The 16,345-nt window shown below is 48.7% G+C and carries 10 protein-coding genes, 1 tRNA gene and 2 pseudogenes; 4 read left to right on the forward strand and 9 right to left on the reverse strand.

Translation table 11 applies throughout. From position 1 onward, the window contains the following. Nucleotides 1-10: 10 nt before the first annotated feature. Nucleotides 11-2,167, reverse strand: coding sequence for an ornithine decarboxylase (locus tag ABRZ28_RS02575; RefSeq protein ID WP_319603682.1), 2,157 nt, complete (start codon nt 2,165-2,167; stop codon nt 11-13). A 657-nt stretch (nt 2,168-2,824) separates the two neighbouring features. Here ABRZ28_RS02575 and ABRZ28_RS02580 point away from each other — a divergent pair. Both ABRZ28_RS02580 and ABRZ28_RS02585 read left to right on the forward strand, forming a co-directional pair. Beyond that, nucleotides 2,825-2,900: transfer RNA gene (locus ABRZ28_RS02580), tRNA-Phe, on the forward strand. Nucleotides 2,901-3,061: 161 nt separating this feature from the next. Beyond that, on the forward strand, nt 3,062-4,333 hold the full coding sequence (locus tag ABRZ28_RS02585) for a tyrosine-type recombinase/integrase (protein ID WP_330519415.1): 1,272 nt from the start codon (nt 3,062-3,064) through the stop codon (nt 4,331-4,333). 451 nt (nt 4,334-4,784) lie between these two features. Here the strand turns inward: ABRZ28_RS02585 and ABRZ28_RS02590 are convergent, their stop codons facing one another. The 5 genes from ABRZ28_RS02590 to ABRZ28_RS02610 form a co-directional block, all read right to left on the reverse strand. Next, complete coding sequence (locus tag ABRZ28_RS02590; RefSeq protein ID WP_330519416.1) at nt 4,785-5,657, reverse strand: integrase domain-containing protein; 873 nt, start codon at nt 5,655-5,657, stop codon at nt 4,785-4,787. Nucleotides 5,658-6,152: 495 nt separating this feature from the next. Further along, the gene (gene proR / locus ABRZ28_RS02595) at nt 6,153-6,455 is read right to left on the reverse strand and encodes a transcriptional regulator ProR (protein ID WP_330519417.1); all 303 of its coding nucleotides are present in this window, start codon (nt 6,453-6,455) and stop codon (nt 6,153-6,155) included. Between the two features lie 4 nt (nt 6,456-6,459). Next, entirely contained in the window at nt 6,460-6,813 is a 354-nt protein-coding gene (locus ABRZ28_RS02600) for a type II toxin-antitoxin system RelE/ParE family toxin (protein ID WP_009114532.1), read from the reverse strand. A 449-nt stretch (nt 6,814-7,262) separates the two neighbouring features. After that, nucleotides 7,263-7,469, reverse strand: a complete 207-nt coding sequence (locus ABRZ28_RS02605; RefSeq protein ID WP_009114533.1) for a helix-turn-helix domain-containing protein — start codon at nt 7,467-7,469, stop codon at nt 7,263-7,265. After that, on the reverse strand, nt 7,466-7,927 hold the full coding sequence (locus ABRZ28_RS02610; RefSeq protein WP_330519418.1) for a hypothetical protein: 462 nt from the start codon (nt 7,925-7,927) through the stop codon (nt 7,466-7,468). Before ABRZ28_RS02610 ends, ABRZ28_RS02605 begins: the two co-directional genes overlap by 4 nt. A 521-nt stretch (nt 7,928-8,448) precedes the next feature. On the opposite strand from ABRZ28_RS02610, the gene ABRZ28_RS02615 reads away from it, so the two are divergent. Further along, entirely contained in the window at nt 8,449-9,657 is a 1,209-nt protein-coding gene (locus ABRZ28_RS02615; RefSeq protein WP_330519419.1) for a hypothetical protein, read from the forward strand. 83 nt (nt 9,658-9,740) lie between these two features. On the opposite strand, the pseudogene ABRZ28_RS02620 reads toward ABRZ28_RS02615, so the two are convergent. From ABRZ28_RS02620 to ABRZ28_RS02630, 3 genes and pseudogenes are all read right to left on the reverse strand, one after another. Continuing rightward, nucleotides 9,741-10,453: pseudogene (locus ABRZ28_RS02620) on the reverse strand (IS256 family transposase). A 104-nt stretch (nt 10,454-10,557) separates the two neighbouring features. Continuing rightward, complete coding sequence (locus tag ABRZ28_RS02625) at nt 10,558-14,349, reverse strand: hypothetical protein (protein ID WP_330519420.1); 3,792 nt, start codon at nt 14,347-14,349, stop codon at nt 10,558-10,560. Nucleotides 14,350-14,753: 404 nt separating this feature from the next. Beyond that, nucleotides 14,754-15,635 carry a hypothetical protein gene (locus ABRZ28_RS02630; protein ID WP_330519421.1) on the reverse strand — a complete coding sequence of 294 codons (882 nt, stop codon included), beginning with the start codon at nt 15,633-15,635 and terminating at the stop codon, nt 14,754-14,756. Between the two features lie 594 nt (nt 15,636-16,229). Here ABRZ28_RS02630 and ABRZ28_RS02635 point away from each other — a divergent pair. Then, nucleotides 16,230-16,343 (forward strand): annotated as a pseudogene (locus tag ABRZ28_RS02635) (Arm DNA-binding domain-containing protein); the annotation flags it as partial. Nucleotides 16,344-16,345: the final 2 nt, after the last annotated feature.

The raw sequence follows: 16,345 nt of genomic DNA on the forward strand, positions 1-16,345 counted from the left end.
CCTGTCGTCATTACTGCTCAATCACATAGCCATAAAGCCGTTTGCCGCCGTCTTCCTCCGCCACGCTGTAGACGCCTTGCAGCTCGGGGGAAAATCCCGGCAGCAGATTGATCCCGGCCTCCAAAGCCAGAAAATAGCGCTGCACCGCCCCGCCCCATACTTCGCCCGGCACCACGCACAACACGCCCGGAGGATAAGGCAACGCGCCTTCCGCCGCGATTCGGCCGGCGATTTCAGCTATCGGCACCAGTTCGATATTTCCGCGCACAAATTCGCTGTTGGCTTCCTGCGGCAGCATCGCCGCCGCGGGAAAGTCCGCTTTACGGAACATCGCTTTCTGCAAGTCTTTCACATTGTGACCGGCATAGAAGTCATGCATTTCCTGACACAGCCGACGTAAAGTGTAACCGCGATAACGTCGTTCGTATTTTTGATACAGACTGGGCAACACTTCGCTCAACGGCGCATCTCTGGCGATCAGCCGTTCAAAATGGACGATAGCCTCTACCAGGCGCTGCATTTTGACGCTGTCTTCCGCCGGCGTCAGCAGGAACAGTATCGAATTCAGATCGCATTTCTCAGGAATAATGCCATGCTCGCGCAGATAATTGGCCAGAATGGTCGCAGGAACGCCAAAATCGGTATATTCGCCGCTCATCGCATCGATTCCCGGCGTGGTTAACAGTAATTTACAGGGGTCGATAAAATATTGATCCTGCGCGTAACCGTCAAACGAGTGCCATTTTTCACCCGGCTCGAAATTAAAGAAGCGCACATCATGCGCAATAATGTCCGTATCGTGATCCTGCCACGGGATCCCCGCTATCGTCGGCGGCACAAACGGCTGAAACAAATCACAACGCGTCAGCAGTTGCTTACGCGCCTCAATGCCGATTTTCACACACTCCAGCCATAACCGGCGCCCGCTGGTACCCTCATGCATTTTGGCGTTCACATCCAGCGCGGCGAACAGCGGGTAGAACGGGCTGGTGGTGGCATGCAACATAAAGGCGTTATTAAAGCGTTTATGATTACAGAAACGCCGCTGGCCTTTAATGTGCGTGTCTTTCTTATGTATCTGCGACGTCTGGGAGAAGCCGGCCTGCTGTTTATGCACCGATTGGGTAACAAAAATGCCGGGATCGTTTTCATTCAGATCCAGCAACAACGGCGAGCATTGCTCCATCATCGGAATAAACTGCTCGTATCCCACCCAGGCGGAATCAAACAGAATGTAGTCGCAGAGATGACCGATGCTATCGACCACCTGACGCGCGTTATAAATCGTCCCGTCGTAGGTGCCGAGCTGGATAACCGCCAGACGAAACGGACGCTGTTGATTAGCCCGCTCCGGCGCCACTTCGCTCACCAGATTACGCAGATAGGCTTCATCAAAACAGCGGGCGTCAATCCCGCCGATAAAACCGAATGGATTACGCGCGGTTTCCATATAGACAGGCGTCGCGCCGGCCTGAATCAGCGCGCCGTGGTGATTGGATTTATGATTGTTGCGGTCAAACAGCACCAGATCGCCGCGCGTCAGCAGCGCGTTGGTCACCACCTTATTCGCCGCGGAGGTTCCGTTCAGCACAAAGTAGGTTTTATCCGCATTAAACACGCGAGCGGCGAATTTCTGCGCCTTCTTGGCGGCGCCTTCATGGATCAGCAAATCGCCCAGCTTCACATCGGCGTTGCAAATATCCGAACGGAAAATATTCTCGCCGTAAAAATCAAAAAACTGCCGGCCGGCCGGATGCTTGCGGAAAAATTGTCCGCCCTGATGCCCCGGACAGGCAAAGGTGGTGTTTTCCATTTCGACATACTTGACCAGCGTATCGAAAAACGGCGGCAGCAGCGTCTCCTGATAGCGCTGCGCGGCGCGCTCCAGCACCTCGGCATAGGCGCCGTCCTCGTCCAGCGGCAACCACTCGCTGCCTGCCGGCAACATGTCGGACAGTGAATCGACATGGTTATCCAGCGCCACAAAAGCCGGGATGGTAAAACCGGTGTGATGCAATATCGACAAAATTCCACAGCGGGCTTCCTCAATGGAGACGACGACCGCGGCCACATCGGTAAAATCAGTCTGACTTAGCGCAACAATTTCTCGTGCAGTGATTAAACGGGCGGCAACCGCCGAATTAGCCGCAATTTTTAACTGTTTCATTTAACCAAACCCAAACGGTTAAGGATGAGTGTACGTGTCCGGAAGACACGGCGCAGGGATAACAATCCCGACCAATCACAATGCCGATCGGTAACGACGAACGCACGATCCCCACAGTGATTACTGTAGGTCAAGAATGAGCAAACTGAAGCCAGCGCCATCCGATAGACATCAGTAAAATCAGAGCGGAACTCTATTTTTAATCATGCCTAACAGTGAGCGTACGAACGCCTCACCGCATGGTGGCGGGGGATAATCGTAGAGACAGGAAAAAGCGGCGGAAACAAGAAGCGCACGACGCCGTCATCAAAGATCCGGCGCAGGCATTTCGCACCATGAGCAATGAATCCGACATATCAGCAGCCCTCTTTAGCCACGGGATGAACAAGGCGTTCAAGCGAACAGGAAGTTAAAAACCGCGCAATATTGGCATTATTTTCCGCCAAATTCAAGAAACGACCGGCTTTGGTTTTGTATCAACCCGCAACACGATAACGAACGCCCGCATGACGAACCGAAAGCAACCTCACCCGTCGCCGGAAGATTAAACAGCGGCTGCCGGAAACAGCAATATTGCCTGAAAATAGAGCAAGCACGCGGGTTTGTGACAGAAACCCGTTGACGCCGCGCAGGCAATACGGTTTAATGCGCCCCGTTGCCCGGATAGCTCAGTCGGTAGAGCAGAGGATTGAAAATCCTCGTGTCCTTGGTTCGATTCCGAGTCCGGGCACCACCTTTCCTTTTTTATGCCTCCTTATAAATCCCCATGTGTATGTAATTCAATAAGTTGGCGTAAAAATCTTTCCCGATGCGTTTTGATTTATCCCTTCGTATCCGGAAAATTTGGGGTCAGATTGCGGGTCGTTCAGTTCGATGAACGAAGGAGACCCTCACATGGCCCTGAATGACAGTAAAATCCGCGCAGCCAAACCTCTCGCAAAATCCTACAAACTTACCGATTCGCAAGGTCTGTACCTGACGGTATCCGCCAGCGGCGCTAAGTTATGGTATTTCCGCTATCGCTTCGGCGGTAAGGAAAACCGTCTGGCCTTTGGCCGCTATCCTCAGATTACGTTGGCGGAAGCCCGTGAAAAGCGCGACACGGCGCGTAAACTGCTGGCGTCCGGCATCAGCCCTTCCTTGATCCGCAAAACGGATAACGCCGCCGTTGATGAATCCCGTACCTTTCAGTATGTCGCAATGACGTGGCACACCAGCAGCCTTAAGCTCTGGTCGGACGCTCACGCCGATAAGATCCTCACCTGCCTGAAACGCTACGTTTTCCCCGCGATCGGTGCGATGGATATCGCGCAGGTTGAAACCCGCCATCTGGCGCAGTTGGTTAAGGCGATTGACGACAAAGGGGTGCATGACGTTGCCGGACGGGTGCGCCAGCATCTGACCAAAATCATGCGCCACGCCGTACAGCAGGGCGTGATTAAATATAATCCGGCTTACGATCTGGATGGCGTCGTGACCCCGGTTGTGACCCAACATCACCCCGCCCTGCCGCTGAAACGCCTGCCTGAACTACTGGAGAAAATGGAAAACTACAAAGGCCGGGTGCTGACTCGTCTGGCGCTGGAATTAAGCCTGCATGTTTTTCTGCGCTCCAGCGAGTTGCGACTCGCTCGCTGGGATGAATTCAACCTGAAAGCCCATATCTGGACGGTGCCTGCAAAGCGTGAAACCGTAAAAGGCGTAAGGTTCTCAGAGCGTGGCGCAAAGATGAAGGATGAACATCTGGTGCCGTTGTCACGGCAGGCGGTCGCCCTATTGAAACAGATTCAGGTGATTTCCGGCGAATCGGTATTCGTTTTTCCGGGCGCACATACGCTGAACAAGCCGATGAGTGAAAACACCATCAACAAGGCGCTGCGCGTAATTGGCTATGACACCAAAACCGAGGTGTGCGGCCACGGCTTTAGGACCATGGCCTGTAGCGCCTTGAACGAGTCGGGACGCTGGTCAAAAGACGCTATTGAGCGGCAGATGAGCCACAAAGAGCGCAATGGTGTGCGGGCGGCCTACGTGCATAAAGCGGAGCATCTGGAAGCCAGAATCGAAATGATGCAGTGGTGGTCGGATTATCTGGACGTAAACCGCGAAGGATATGTCGCGCCGTATATTTATGCACAGCAGCATAAGGCCGCGGGTACAGCCTGACCGTTAATTCTCTGACAGGAGCAGATCCTGACGAGCGGGATCTGCTTCTTTGCTTTCTGAAAGGTTTTACCTTCGTATTTTTAACGATCAATCGGGGAACGCCTAAAATTATTCCGGCAGAATATTTTTAGGTCGTTACCTATCAATAAGGGTAATTTTTGAGGTAAAGCTTATCGTCATTGCGACGATAAAAATCTGCACCATAGGATGGTTTTTCTGCCGACACGACACTGCGCCAGAACCCGCTATTCCGGCCAACTGCACCAGTATCCCGCCGCAGGAAAAACACAAAGCTGCACCAGATATCCGTTGAACAAACATCGAACTGCGCCGGTTACGGCCTTTTCAGCCCTTTGGCCCTTTCCGGTTTGGCGCTGTTACCCTTAGCTTTCCTTTACCCTTTCAGCCTTTTCCCTTTTGACTGCACCAGATACAGGAATTATCCTTCGTTTCAACGCCCATAGACCTGCGCTACATAGCGTCCACGCCCGTCGCCGTGCCCCAAATCCATCGCCGTCAGCGCCAGCGCCTCTTTTTCGCTGAATCCCTGCGCCAGATAATGGCGAATGGCATCCTGCGCCCAGGCGTAGCGCAATGAGTGTGGGGAGTATGAGCCAGTCAAACCGATACGCGACGCCTGACCGTGCCAGTATTTCATCGCGGATTTAAGATCAGGCTTGTCAATCAGCCTGCCATTGCGTTGTTCCGCCACAGCCAACGCATTTTCCAGCGCTTTTCTAACTGCGCCAGCGTCCAAAATCACCGTCTCGCGAGACCGCCCGCCTTTGGTTCCAAAAACGATGGTCAGCCGGGACTCACCACGCTCCAGCGCCTGTTTCCACGTTCTAAGCGACTGCGCACACTGCACCGCTTCCTGTGAACGCAGTCCCATCAACCTTGATAATTCCAACGCCGCCGCCATTCCCGCGTCTTTTGCGCGAGCGGTTTCCAGCACCTGCCGATAATGCTCCTTCGTAATGGCCTGCCGGGTGCCGTTGCGGGATGCGCCGGATAAGCCGAGAGATTTATTGGACAGCCGTTCACTGGTGGCTAATCGATCACGCCCTGCTTGCTTCAGCAGACAGCGGATCGCCGCCATTTCGTTTTGCAGGCTGCGTTTCGTTATGCCCTGCTCCAGCCGTTCCCGGATGTAGCTTTCAACATGTCGGGCTTTCAGTTGCTCCACTCGCCGGATCTGCACATTTTGCATCGCTACCAGACGATCGCAAAAACGCTGCGCCAGCCTAATACGATCGTGAACAGTCTTATGACTGCCGCCCGCCTGCCGCGCCAGCGTTTTCATTTCCTGCTCCAGAATGCCCATTTTCTCTTTCTCCTTTTCATGATTGCCGCAACGCCAAAATCTGATACAACTTTTCCCCGGCGCGTAGGCCGATAGCCCCTGATTTTTTGTCGGGGCTGCGAACGATACCTGAGCGCCGGGGCGGCAGCCGTTGAGGTGTTGCGGGGCTTCGGTGGTGCTCTCTGAGCAGCCGCCCGCTTGCGCGGGTTATCCCCCGGATCGTCCTGATCCCCCTCCGGTATCGGTTCAAGTTCTCCTGTGAGTGAAAGTGGGTTGAATCACGGTGTCAGAATCCCGCCGTGCGTTGGCGAAGTGGAATTGTCTGGTGCAGTAACATGGCGCTGGTGCGTCACTTTCCCGCTTGGCGCGGTTAAAGTGACGCACTGGACTGACGCAGTGAGTGAAAATTGAAATTTTGGTGCAGGATTACGGTCACGCGGCAGCAAAGCCTTACGGCAATGCGAGCCGCTGCCCGTTATAACGGGGTTGACGCTCCGTTTCATGGAGCGTCAGTGTTTACAGTACAAATCCGTAGTGAGAACCATCCGGCAGTTCAACATCAAGGCGCAGTTTGCCGCCGGTCGCCTCAACGTAACGTTTAAGCGTGGACAGTTTCAAGTCGCGCCCCGGTTTTTCCATACCGGCAACGGTAGGCTGCCTGATGCCCAGAGCCTGTGCTATTTCCACCTGCGTTTTTTGCACTATCTCACGTAGTTCGGCAAGGTGGATGTTGAGCAGGATGTCCGCCGCCATCACCTGAGCGTCGGCCACGACTTCCGGTTTTTCATCCGCAAGAAGCTGTTCGAGCGTTCTGCCCATCGCGTTACTCCTTATCATCTAATGTCTTCAGATAATTCGTGAATTCCCGGTCAGCAACCGGGATCATCTGGTCATAAAAACGTTTTTCATTGCCGACCTTGTTACCGCCGCAAAGCAGAATGCCGGTTCGGTAAGGATCGAAGGCGAAAAACACCCGTATCGGATCGCCCCGGCTCTGAACGCGTAGTTCTTTCATGTTGCTGTAGCGAGAGCCTTTAATCGTATCGGCATAAGGTCTGGGCAAACCCGGCCCTTTTTGCCGCAGAACGATAAGCGATGCCAGCACGTTGGTTCGATCGATGGTACTGAGTGAACTGAACCAGCCGTCAAATATGTCCGTTGTTTTAATCGTCCACACGGGACCTCCTTATTAATATAGTGTAAAGCCTATATAGGTGCAAAGCGATAATGAAGAGACTGAAGTCGCCCAAGGCGAAATGCATTCCTCTTTACCGGGAAACTAAAGGCGTATTCCGGTCATTCATTACATGTTGTGTAAATGTGTCGTCGCTTTGCGGCGCAGGCCTCAAAAACAGCGGGAAGGTGAAGCAGAGTAGAGAATGACCTTAACCGCAATGCGGTCCGGCATTTTCAAAGGTTGATGCCGGTAAAAGGCGATCATCCTGATACATCAGGCGCTTCTCTCAGGTCATGAAGCATTTTGTGCCGGAGGGATATTACTGCTCAGCACAAGGTGCAGATAAGAGAAAACTGTTTTTCCCTTTTAAAGGATTATTGGTCGATTTTTGGCAATCTGATAAACAGGAAATGGCGCAGAACCTGTATTTGATCTGCGCCGGTGGAACATCAATGGTAGCGAGAAGGCCAGATTTGCTCAGGCTCGACGCCCAGCGCTTCAGCAATTAGTCTTTCACCTTTGGGCCAGTGTTTTGTCAGCGCATTCGCCAGCGTGGAGGAGGCTAGCCCTGCATTACGCGAAACCGCTGCCATCGACGTTCCGCGCTTTTTCAGCGCCGCAATAATATCGGCGGGATGCCAGTCCTGTTGGTTCATGCGGTCACCTCATCAATGCATTTCACGCCGTCAGCGGTGCGTATCCAGCGCGGGGCTTTCAAGTCAGCAGCAAAGTAATCAACCAGTTCCGCCAAGAGCCAGCGCAATTGTTCTTCCGCTTGTGGCGGAAACATCCGGCAAAGCAGAAGCTGAGTCAGGGTAAAACAGTAATCGCAAAGCGTATCCGCATCTGGGGCAAAACGGGGAGAGTTTTTGGGCAAGGTATCAACGGTCAGACTGTCTATCAGGTGAGGCGGAATAGGATCGCGCAGGCCCGGTTTCAGCAGCGCAAAACCGGCGGCAAGTCGACCGCAGAGAGCCATCTTCAGTACAGGATCGTAGCTTTCTGCCTGAGTCTCTGCGAGTTTCTCGCAACAGTCTGCCAGTACAGTGAAATCCGTGGCGGCGCTAAAAGGAACTGTAAGTAATGGGTGAGTCTGGTTGAGGGTTGTAGCCATAAGGCAGCCTCCAGTATGTGATGTTTAAACCACCACCTAAGAGACCAATCTTACGGGTGGTGGACTGAACGGAGTTGGTCTTACCGGCCATACTGGAACCGGCGCACCTTGCGGTGCCCCCGCCCAGCCCACCATAATTCGGTATAGCTAAGCATACGACATAAAAAAAGACGCAAGGCGCGTCATATGTCGCCAGTATGGTATTCGGGAGACCAATCCCGGCACCTGATTTTGCAGGTGCGGGTAAAAGATACCGCGATTAGCGGTTAACAGCAAGCAAGGTTGCGGAAAGTCAATCGCAAAAAACAATGCCCCTATAAAATAATTTGCTATTCTGTCATTACATAGAGCGTAATCAATGCATTTGGCAATACCGGACGCTACTACATACCACATAGCAGACTTTGAGATACTATTAATTATAATAGTGCTTCGTAATTTTATACGTTTTGACAGTTGCCTACCGGACCATTTTGTATTATCAGTAATGTTTAACTCAAAAGGACTTAAAGGAAATCACGATGTTAAATAACAATTTAGAAGAAATAAGATCATTGCTATCTCCATTAAGTAAAATAATTATAAAACTTATTCCATATATGACTATACTATCAGGAACTATCATATGGGCATACCTGAAGAATATAGGAAGAATGGATTTATTCGTTGATGCATTATCCTTAAATGCAGGTCTTATTTCATTATTGCTTTCTGCTCTTTCCCTTTCTGTTTTTATCGCCATAACATTAGTTTTACCTAGTTATATATTAATATTATTTAAAATCAACAATAATAAATCCAATGACATCCCCCTGACTTCGGCAATGCCAGTCATAAGCTTACTATCATCAATAGCATTTTTATGCCTTGTGTTTCTACCATACACAGATTTTGTAAACAGATGGTGCAATGGGTATAAATTATCTACAGAGCATATCACATTGATAATAATAACCCTCATAGCGACAATATATTGTATGATCACTATTATAAATTATGATTTCAGTGATAAATATTCAAAGCTTAAGAGTTTCTTTAAAGAAATCGCTCATGCAACATTCAACATTTTCATAATTTTTATCTCTACAATATCCATTTCAATACCTGTCAGCCTGCTATTGAAAACCAGCAAAGGGGAAAACACGACATCGATTTTAATTGCTTTATTATTTATGAGCATATTTGCTTTTTTTACATTCTTACCTGCCATAGTATTTTATCGTGATACAAAAAAACAACATATTAATAAGATAGATGGAAGTGTCTCTAAAAACATTAAAAATTGCGCCTTTATGGTTATGTTTTCTGTTTTTTCAATAATATTTATCTTCCCCAACATATCTACTATCTTTGTCTATTCATCACTGAGCAGTATTGGTTTAATAGATAAAAACCCACACTACGTAAAAGTGAGTGGTGAGAATTATAAACCTGCAATGTTTCCTGGCAGTATATGGCAAACACAAACACCATCAGATATGGGGGACGATTTCTATATTAAAGGAGCGAACCTTTTTTCTCCGGGTTCAACTAATCTTATATGCCCTTTGTATATTGTTAATTTGAGAGATGATGCTTACCAAAATGATTTTTCAACATTTATACCCACTAATGATGAAAAGAAGATTAAATATTTGAAGAAAATGACTAAAACTTGTGTTGTTTTAGACGATCCAGATGTTCGGTTCTGGGACACGCTTTTTGATGCGACAGGTCAGATCAAGAAGTAAAAATATAGCGACAAAAATGGAAGCCAGAAAAATATACTCTGGCTTCCGGAGAGCGTTCAGAATTCTGTGTTACGTTAAAAATATTACAGCGTCATTACGTTATAACGTCGCCCGTCAAAATAAATGGCTAACTGCGACAATGTCAAATTCCAAGTCTAGATGGGCATTGTCCATTTTTCCAGTGCGTTCATCAGACCCAGCTAAAGTAGCTTCAACAAGCTTTTCTCATTTGGGAAAGCGCTTTTGGTTTTGGTCAGTTTCCTGAACTGACGATGCACCGATTCAATCGCGTTCGTGGTGTAAATTACCTTACGGATATTGCCCGGATAGCGGAAGTACGCTGACAGATTTCCCCACTTGCGCCGCCAAGACTGGAGCACCACCGGATACTGCCGGCCCCATTTTACCTCCAGCTCATCCAGCAACGTTTCTGCCGCCTCTTTCGACACGGCACGATAGACCGGCTTCAGGTCTGCCATGAAGGTTTTATGATGTTTTGACGCCACGTATTTAATCGAGTTGCATATCTGGTGAATGATACATAACTGAACTTCTGTCTGCGGATAAATGCTGTTTATTGCTTCCGGGAACCGGTCGGGGCTTTAATGGTCTTTTTACGGGAACCGTTTTTACAGTTGGCTTCAACATCCTGAGCCAGATGGGAGTCGAGCTCAGCAGCCAAGGCAGCTTCAGTTAACTGTTTGATTAAAGGCGTTAAGATACCATCCTTGCCCGTTAATGCCTGGCCGGACTGGAGTGCCTTAAGCGCTTTGTCAAAATCGAAGGGTTGGGACATATGTCATTCCTTTTTGATTGTATATTACTGGAATGACAAAGAATTTCTAACACTCCCGACTTCCGTTTTAATGGGATCTTAAACAATACTAAAGACGTCGACATCTATACTTGTATTAAGGCATTCACCAGATCCTGAGTTAGTAAGGTGAATTGAAGCATTAGTAAAGCTTCGCCTCCTATCGTCAACTGGCCATGCAACAGAGCAATCTCCCCTTCAGCTATGGCCGCTCGTCCTGCTATACATTCTTCATTTAATTGTCGGGGTAACATTTGAACCGGCGTACCTTCTGCTATCTGTTCAAATTCCACCAAGGCGGTAATTAGTGATTTTTCATCTTCTCTACGAACAAACTGCTCCAGATGAGGACGACTCTCTGTTCCAAGATTAAAATGGCGTAATCCGTCAAGCTCGCTGATAAGCGATAATGCAGGCTGTGCAGCCTGAGTCAGCGTATCGTTAAGCCGATGCAAATTTAATTCATCAAGCCAGTCATCAACCGCATATGGGGATGCGAAAAGATTAAATATCGCGCTGACGGTAAGGCGAGATATCACAATCCCGGTAATACGAGGAATAATCCATAGACGTCGATGCTCACCAATTGCAGTCTGAACATGTGCTCCATTTTCCTCAATCCATTTCGGCCAGTCCTCAGGATACTCAAGATCAACGATCGCCAGAAACTCTGACGTTGGCCACGGCAAAAGCTCCTCCCAGTCAGGACGGGCATGGAGTTCTATTTCAATCCCTCTACTTTTCAATCTGGTCTCTATTTCCAGCAGGTAGCCAGACGCTAACTTATTGAACTGACGCATTACCACTCTGACAGAGCTGCTCAATGCTCCTCCGCGCGCAGCCGCTTTAGCCTCAGCTAACCATAGCCATGCCGGATTTATTCCCTGAGTACCCGCTTCTGCTGACAGAAGACGCAGTGACGTGATCAACTCTTTTAATCGCGTAAAGGATTTTTCCGGGTATCCACCTACGAGATCCCAAGGGTAATCCTTACTCTTCTCTATGTCTTTCAGCAGACCTTTCAGCCACGCAATGTATGCACCATATCCTTCAGGCAGAGATATAAATCGCCGGAGCATATCTGTGGAACAACAAAATAATATGTTCTGAACAGGAGTGGCATGCAGTTCTGTATTTATACCAATAAACTCCCCTCCTTTTGGTGGAGTAAGTTCCCGGGCAGCCTCATGCACGGCCCCAAGTTGTTCCAGAACTTTAGATGAAGGAGCCTTATTCCGTAAGGTTCCGTCCAGAATCTTCTCGACTAACGGAACGAGTTTATTTAACAGTACGAGCGCCCGTTGTAAATAATCCGTATAGCTTTCTGTCCCCACCAGCCCGGCGGCGGTCGTTATCCACCGTTTATTCCATTCGGGTAATGCTGATGGCGGCAGGTTTTCTCTTGAGATGCGCTTAGTTGCAAGGGGATAATCCGGAATACCTGAGAGAAAACCACCCGCAGCAACAGCATCAACGGCAGCCACTGCGGCCGTTGGGTCCAATCCAATCAGGAGTGTGCAAAGTTGTACAACGTCTTCATGAACGTCTGTCTGGACCGAATGTGCGACATGGAAGATCGAACTACGCAGCAGCCGACCTTCTGACGCCGTTTCAACACTGACTTGTCCAGCCCACGGGATCTCAAGTGGAATACGCGTAATTAATCGCTCTGGCATATTGCTACTCGCCCATGCCATCGCAATATCAGGATCGAGAAGTCGGGCTACCCCCAGCAGATCTGCAATAGCCATAAGGTCAAGCGCATCAAAGCAAGGTCTTGCATCAGCAATCATCTGTCGAATATTTGCCGGGATCTCTATTCCCAATAGAGCCCCCAGAAATCCACGAAGGTTTGGGACTGAGGCCACAGAAATTATCTGCTTAATCGCCGTTGATGAAAGCTGGGTGAGTAAAGTCAGTCGGGGATCAGAAATGGAGCGGGTTTGCAGTGCTCGCATTGAATCTTTTATACGTTCAGGGAAAATATCAGAAGAAAGATCCGCATCGGCTACAGCGAACATAACAACGCCAGTAATTTGAGTCGGTTCCAGCCCCAACACTCGTACCTCTGGGATCCAAGCCCGCAGGGTCATCTCAATATGTGCCTGCCCCAGTCCTGAAAGCACAGTAACTAATGAAACAGGATCGCACTCACGCTCAATTCGGGTTACTATCGCCTTAAGCAAGACAGCTGTCGCCTCTGGATAATGGATGATGACATAGGCAGCCAGAGTATCCAGATTCATATTGTTAACCACACATACTGTTTCTGCGATGGTGTGCAAAAGTGTTGGTGGCGGATACTTATGACAGAGGCTGAGAATAGCCGCAGAGCGTAGCTGATGCAGCCCTCTCAACTGCCCATTTCGGGATTCAGAAATCAGATGTTCATCAATGAGCCGCCGTAACGCTCTGGAAAGATCGCTCTGAGAGAGGCCTAAAATTTCATATAACCGGTCAATATCAACCATAGCCCCCACAGTGCCAGCCAGTGCGGTAATACGAAGAATAGCCAGCTCTGCATCCCTCCCCTCCCGAAAGCGACAATCTATCTGTTCTCCAAGAACCATTTCAAGCCGTTCACCACGAGTAAGGATATGTGCATACTCAAGCAAAAGCCCATTACTTTGCGCCCAGGGCTCTCTCCAGCCAGCCCATGTGGTTTGCCCCTGGCGAGAAATCTGTTGCCAAATACGTTCAGCGACAGCTTCCTCTACGGTTGGGTGAACCTCTCCGGCGAGAGACCGGGTAGTCAGCATAAAAGCATCTTCTTCTCTGATTGATCCGAGCAGAAGAATGCCGCTTCCGGCTCTTGCCTCACGCAGCAGACCATCCCAAAGGCCTGCTTTCCCTTTACCTACATCATCAAAAATAAAACCAACGGGCGCTGTAGATGAGGCTCTCAATGAACGGGCAAAACGGATAAGTAAATGGGCGTCAAAGCTGTCACCACGCGTAATTTCAAACCAGCGTACTGTATGTCGGCTAACGCGGGCTGTTTCCCACATGAGTGCTGATTTCCCGGTGCCCGACACCCCAACGATCAGAGCGGCTCTTTGGGTTGTCAATGCAGCCAGAACCGCACTACGCGCCTCAGGTCTTTCCACAACAAGGCCCGAGGCAAGATGGGCTGGTCGGGTATCAACCCCCTGATAAAATGCAGGCTCATCTACAGTAGTCAGAAAATCAATAGCATCGCAGTACCCTTCACGAAGGGCCATTTCCATACCAGCCACATCAAGGACGGGCTCCATTCGACGAATAATCGTTTCGACATCGGATATAGCCAATCCTGCATATCTTCCGTTCTTAACCATCCCATTCGCATCAGCCAAGCCACCAATGTTGTTTAACAATTCGCCGTAGTAAACTTGCGCCGCTAGTGGCGTGCAAGAAAGTGTATGGCTGATAGTTTCAATTGCTTTTTCCGCAGGTTCCGCAGCAATCCAGATACGAGTGCAGGACGCAAGTAATTTCCAACGAGAGTCTCCCCGCAGAGCTTCAGCTAAACCAGCGTGCTCAGTAAGAGCATAATCTGTTTTTGGCCCCTGTATAACAGGGCGTTCAAGGATCAGATTCAGATCTTTGCCAGGATCCGGAGATGCTTCATACCGATTCCAGAGCGTCCGCACAAAACCAGCAACCTCACTAATCGGGAATAACCCCATGTGATCGCGACGAGACTTAACTTGTACAAGAGCAGAACCCGTAGATCCCTGTAATTCGTAATCATCTCGCCCCTCAGGGATCACTGCGCCATAGTGGAGTTCCTGACTCCAACAACGTAGTGCCAACCATGCCCCGACCGCATCCTGATAGCGAAATCCCCTACCAGCATGCGACCCTGCACCTGATGACCCAGAACCTTTACGTCCCATTATATTTCACCTATCCAGACAGATAATGCCATTAAAGAATATGCTGAGATATGCCGTTACAGAACCCCTTTCCAGTAAGAAATTCAGTAAACCATTACACTGTTAGTCAGCATGGCACTTGCAGTAGCCTTTGGTCCCGGCAATAAATTGATTAATCTCACCCCATAACCAAATAATAAGAACGAATTATTTGATGAGCAAGGAAGCTCAATTAGAAACGAAAAGGTAGCAATCATAAAAAAGACGGGCTACACAAACGCAGCATGACAAATGATCTCGGTACCGTATCACTTAGTGATGGCCCCAAAACTCTATTTTATATCAGTACTAAATGAAAGGAAGAAATCATCATTTAATGATGAAAAGTCTAGATATAATAACTTATCTAGAATTAATTTGAGAGTTTAAGACTTTCTCTGAATAATAGTTCTGATGAAGGCTGCTGAAATATGCAGAGCTAGTTCTGCGTCATATTCCAGCACAGAGGATGCCTTATCGCTGCCGTGTCTGACCGCAGGTTCTGCGTTGGTGTAAGCGTAAAATTTCTCAATGACTGTGATAAGTAGTGGAGAAACTGTATTCTCTTTTTTCATGAGTTTCAGTGCTTCCCCCAATGTTGATGCGGACGGATAGAACGTCCGGCATACACTTTCTACTGCGCTTATCGATTCTTTGATCGAATTCTCAGGATCTTTATGTGAACCCAAAGCAAAATAGCGGGCTTTAGCGTAATGTCTTCTAGCCGGTTCAAAACGGTCCTGAAGAGACGCATCAGCCTGATTGATCCTCAATTCTAGATCAGTGGGCAGAGGAGTCTCTAAAGCAGCCGATTCATTGAGTTTCCATTCAATTTTATGAGTAGAAAACAGATCGTTGACTTTTTGACGATAGGAAGAAAAACTAAATTCTTCATAGGTCTTCTGTCCCCACGAAAAAGTTTTCTTCGAATCATTTTCTTTAAGCAGATGACCGATAAGCTCCACAGCATCATAGAATTGGTACCAGGTTAGATTTTGGATCCTGAATTTTAAGGACTCGTAACAATAAAACGAGTCATAATCCTCATTATCAGTTTCCTGACCGTTCTCTGCACAAAGACGTTCTATTAACGCTTTTATTCCTAAAGGCCGGTTTTCAATATTTTGGACCCGACTATCTCCGTCTACGTAAATTAATTTGTCGAGGATGGAGACAAAGAACATCGATTTCAGCCAGGACGGAGCATCCTCTCGGATCGGTTCATTTTTATAGTCAGGATCAAAACCGTGCCGATATGAGAATTTCACCCTACTTCCTCCTTAAAACGACAGTGATACTTTACCGAATAATACACCGGTTAAAGAATTAAAGAAGTCTCATCATCATGACTTTTGTTTGAGCATAGCCACCACCTCGGCCCCCGGCATAGAGAACTACACCCGGTGGCAGGCCGCTGACCCTAACCTCAAATTAGGTCCAGCCATAATCTAGAATAACCGGCTTCAATATACAGTCCGCATAAAGCTTATCTCATTACGATTTACAGGTATCATAGGGAATCGAACCGAAGGAACGAACCGGACGTTTTTTCTCGTGTATGGAGCTATTAGCTTGATCTAAAAACCAAAACAGAGTCAACCTACGGGTCTTGACAACAGCCACGGTTAAAATTTATGCTACATTTCAACTTAATAGAAAGCTGAACAATTCCGAGTCCGGGCACCATAATTTAGTTTCAGGATGTCCTTATGCGTCCGGGAACGTTAAAAAATCAGTAAGTTAAAAAGAATCTGGAGTACCAATGGGTACTACCAGATTTTTTGACATCCGTAGTTTTTGGGGGCCTAATTGGGGACCTGTCGGTTCGATAAACTATGGAGCCCCCACCATGCCTCTGACAGATACCGCCATCCACCGATACAACCATCCGCAGCGCCAAGCCACTCGATAAACCTTACAAACTCAGCGACGCGCAAGGTTTATACCTGCTGATTAAACCTAACGATCCCAGGCTCTG

It is taken from the genome of Brenneria sp. g21c3 (assembly GCF_040240345.1).
Taxonomy (GTDB): domain Bacteria; phylum Pseudomonadota; class Gammaproteobacteria; order Enterobacterales; family Enterobacteriaceae; genus Brenneria.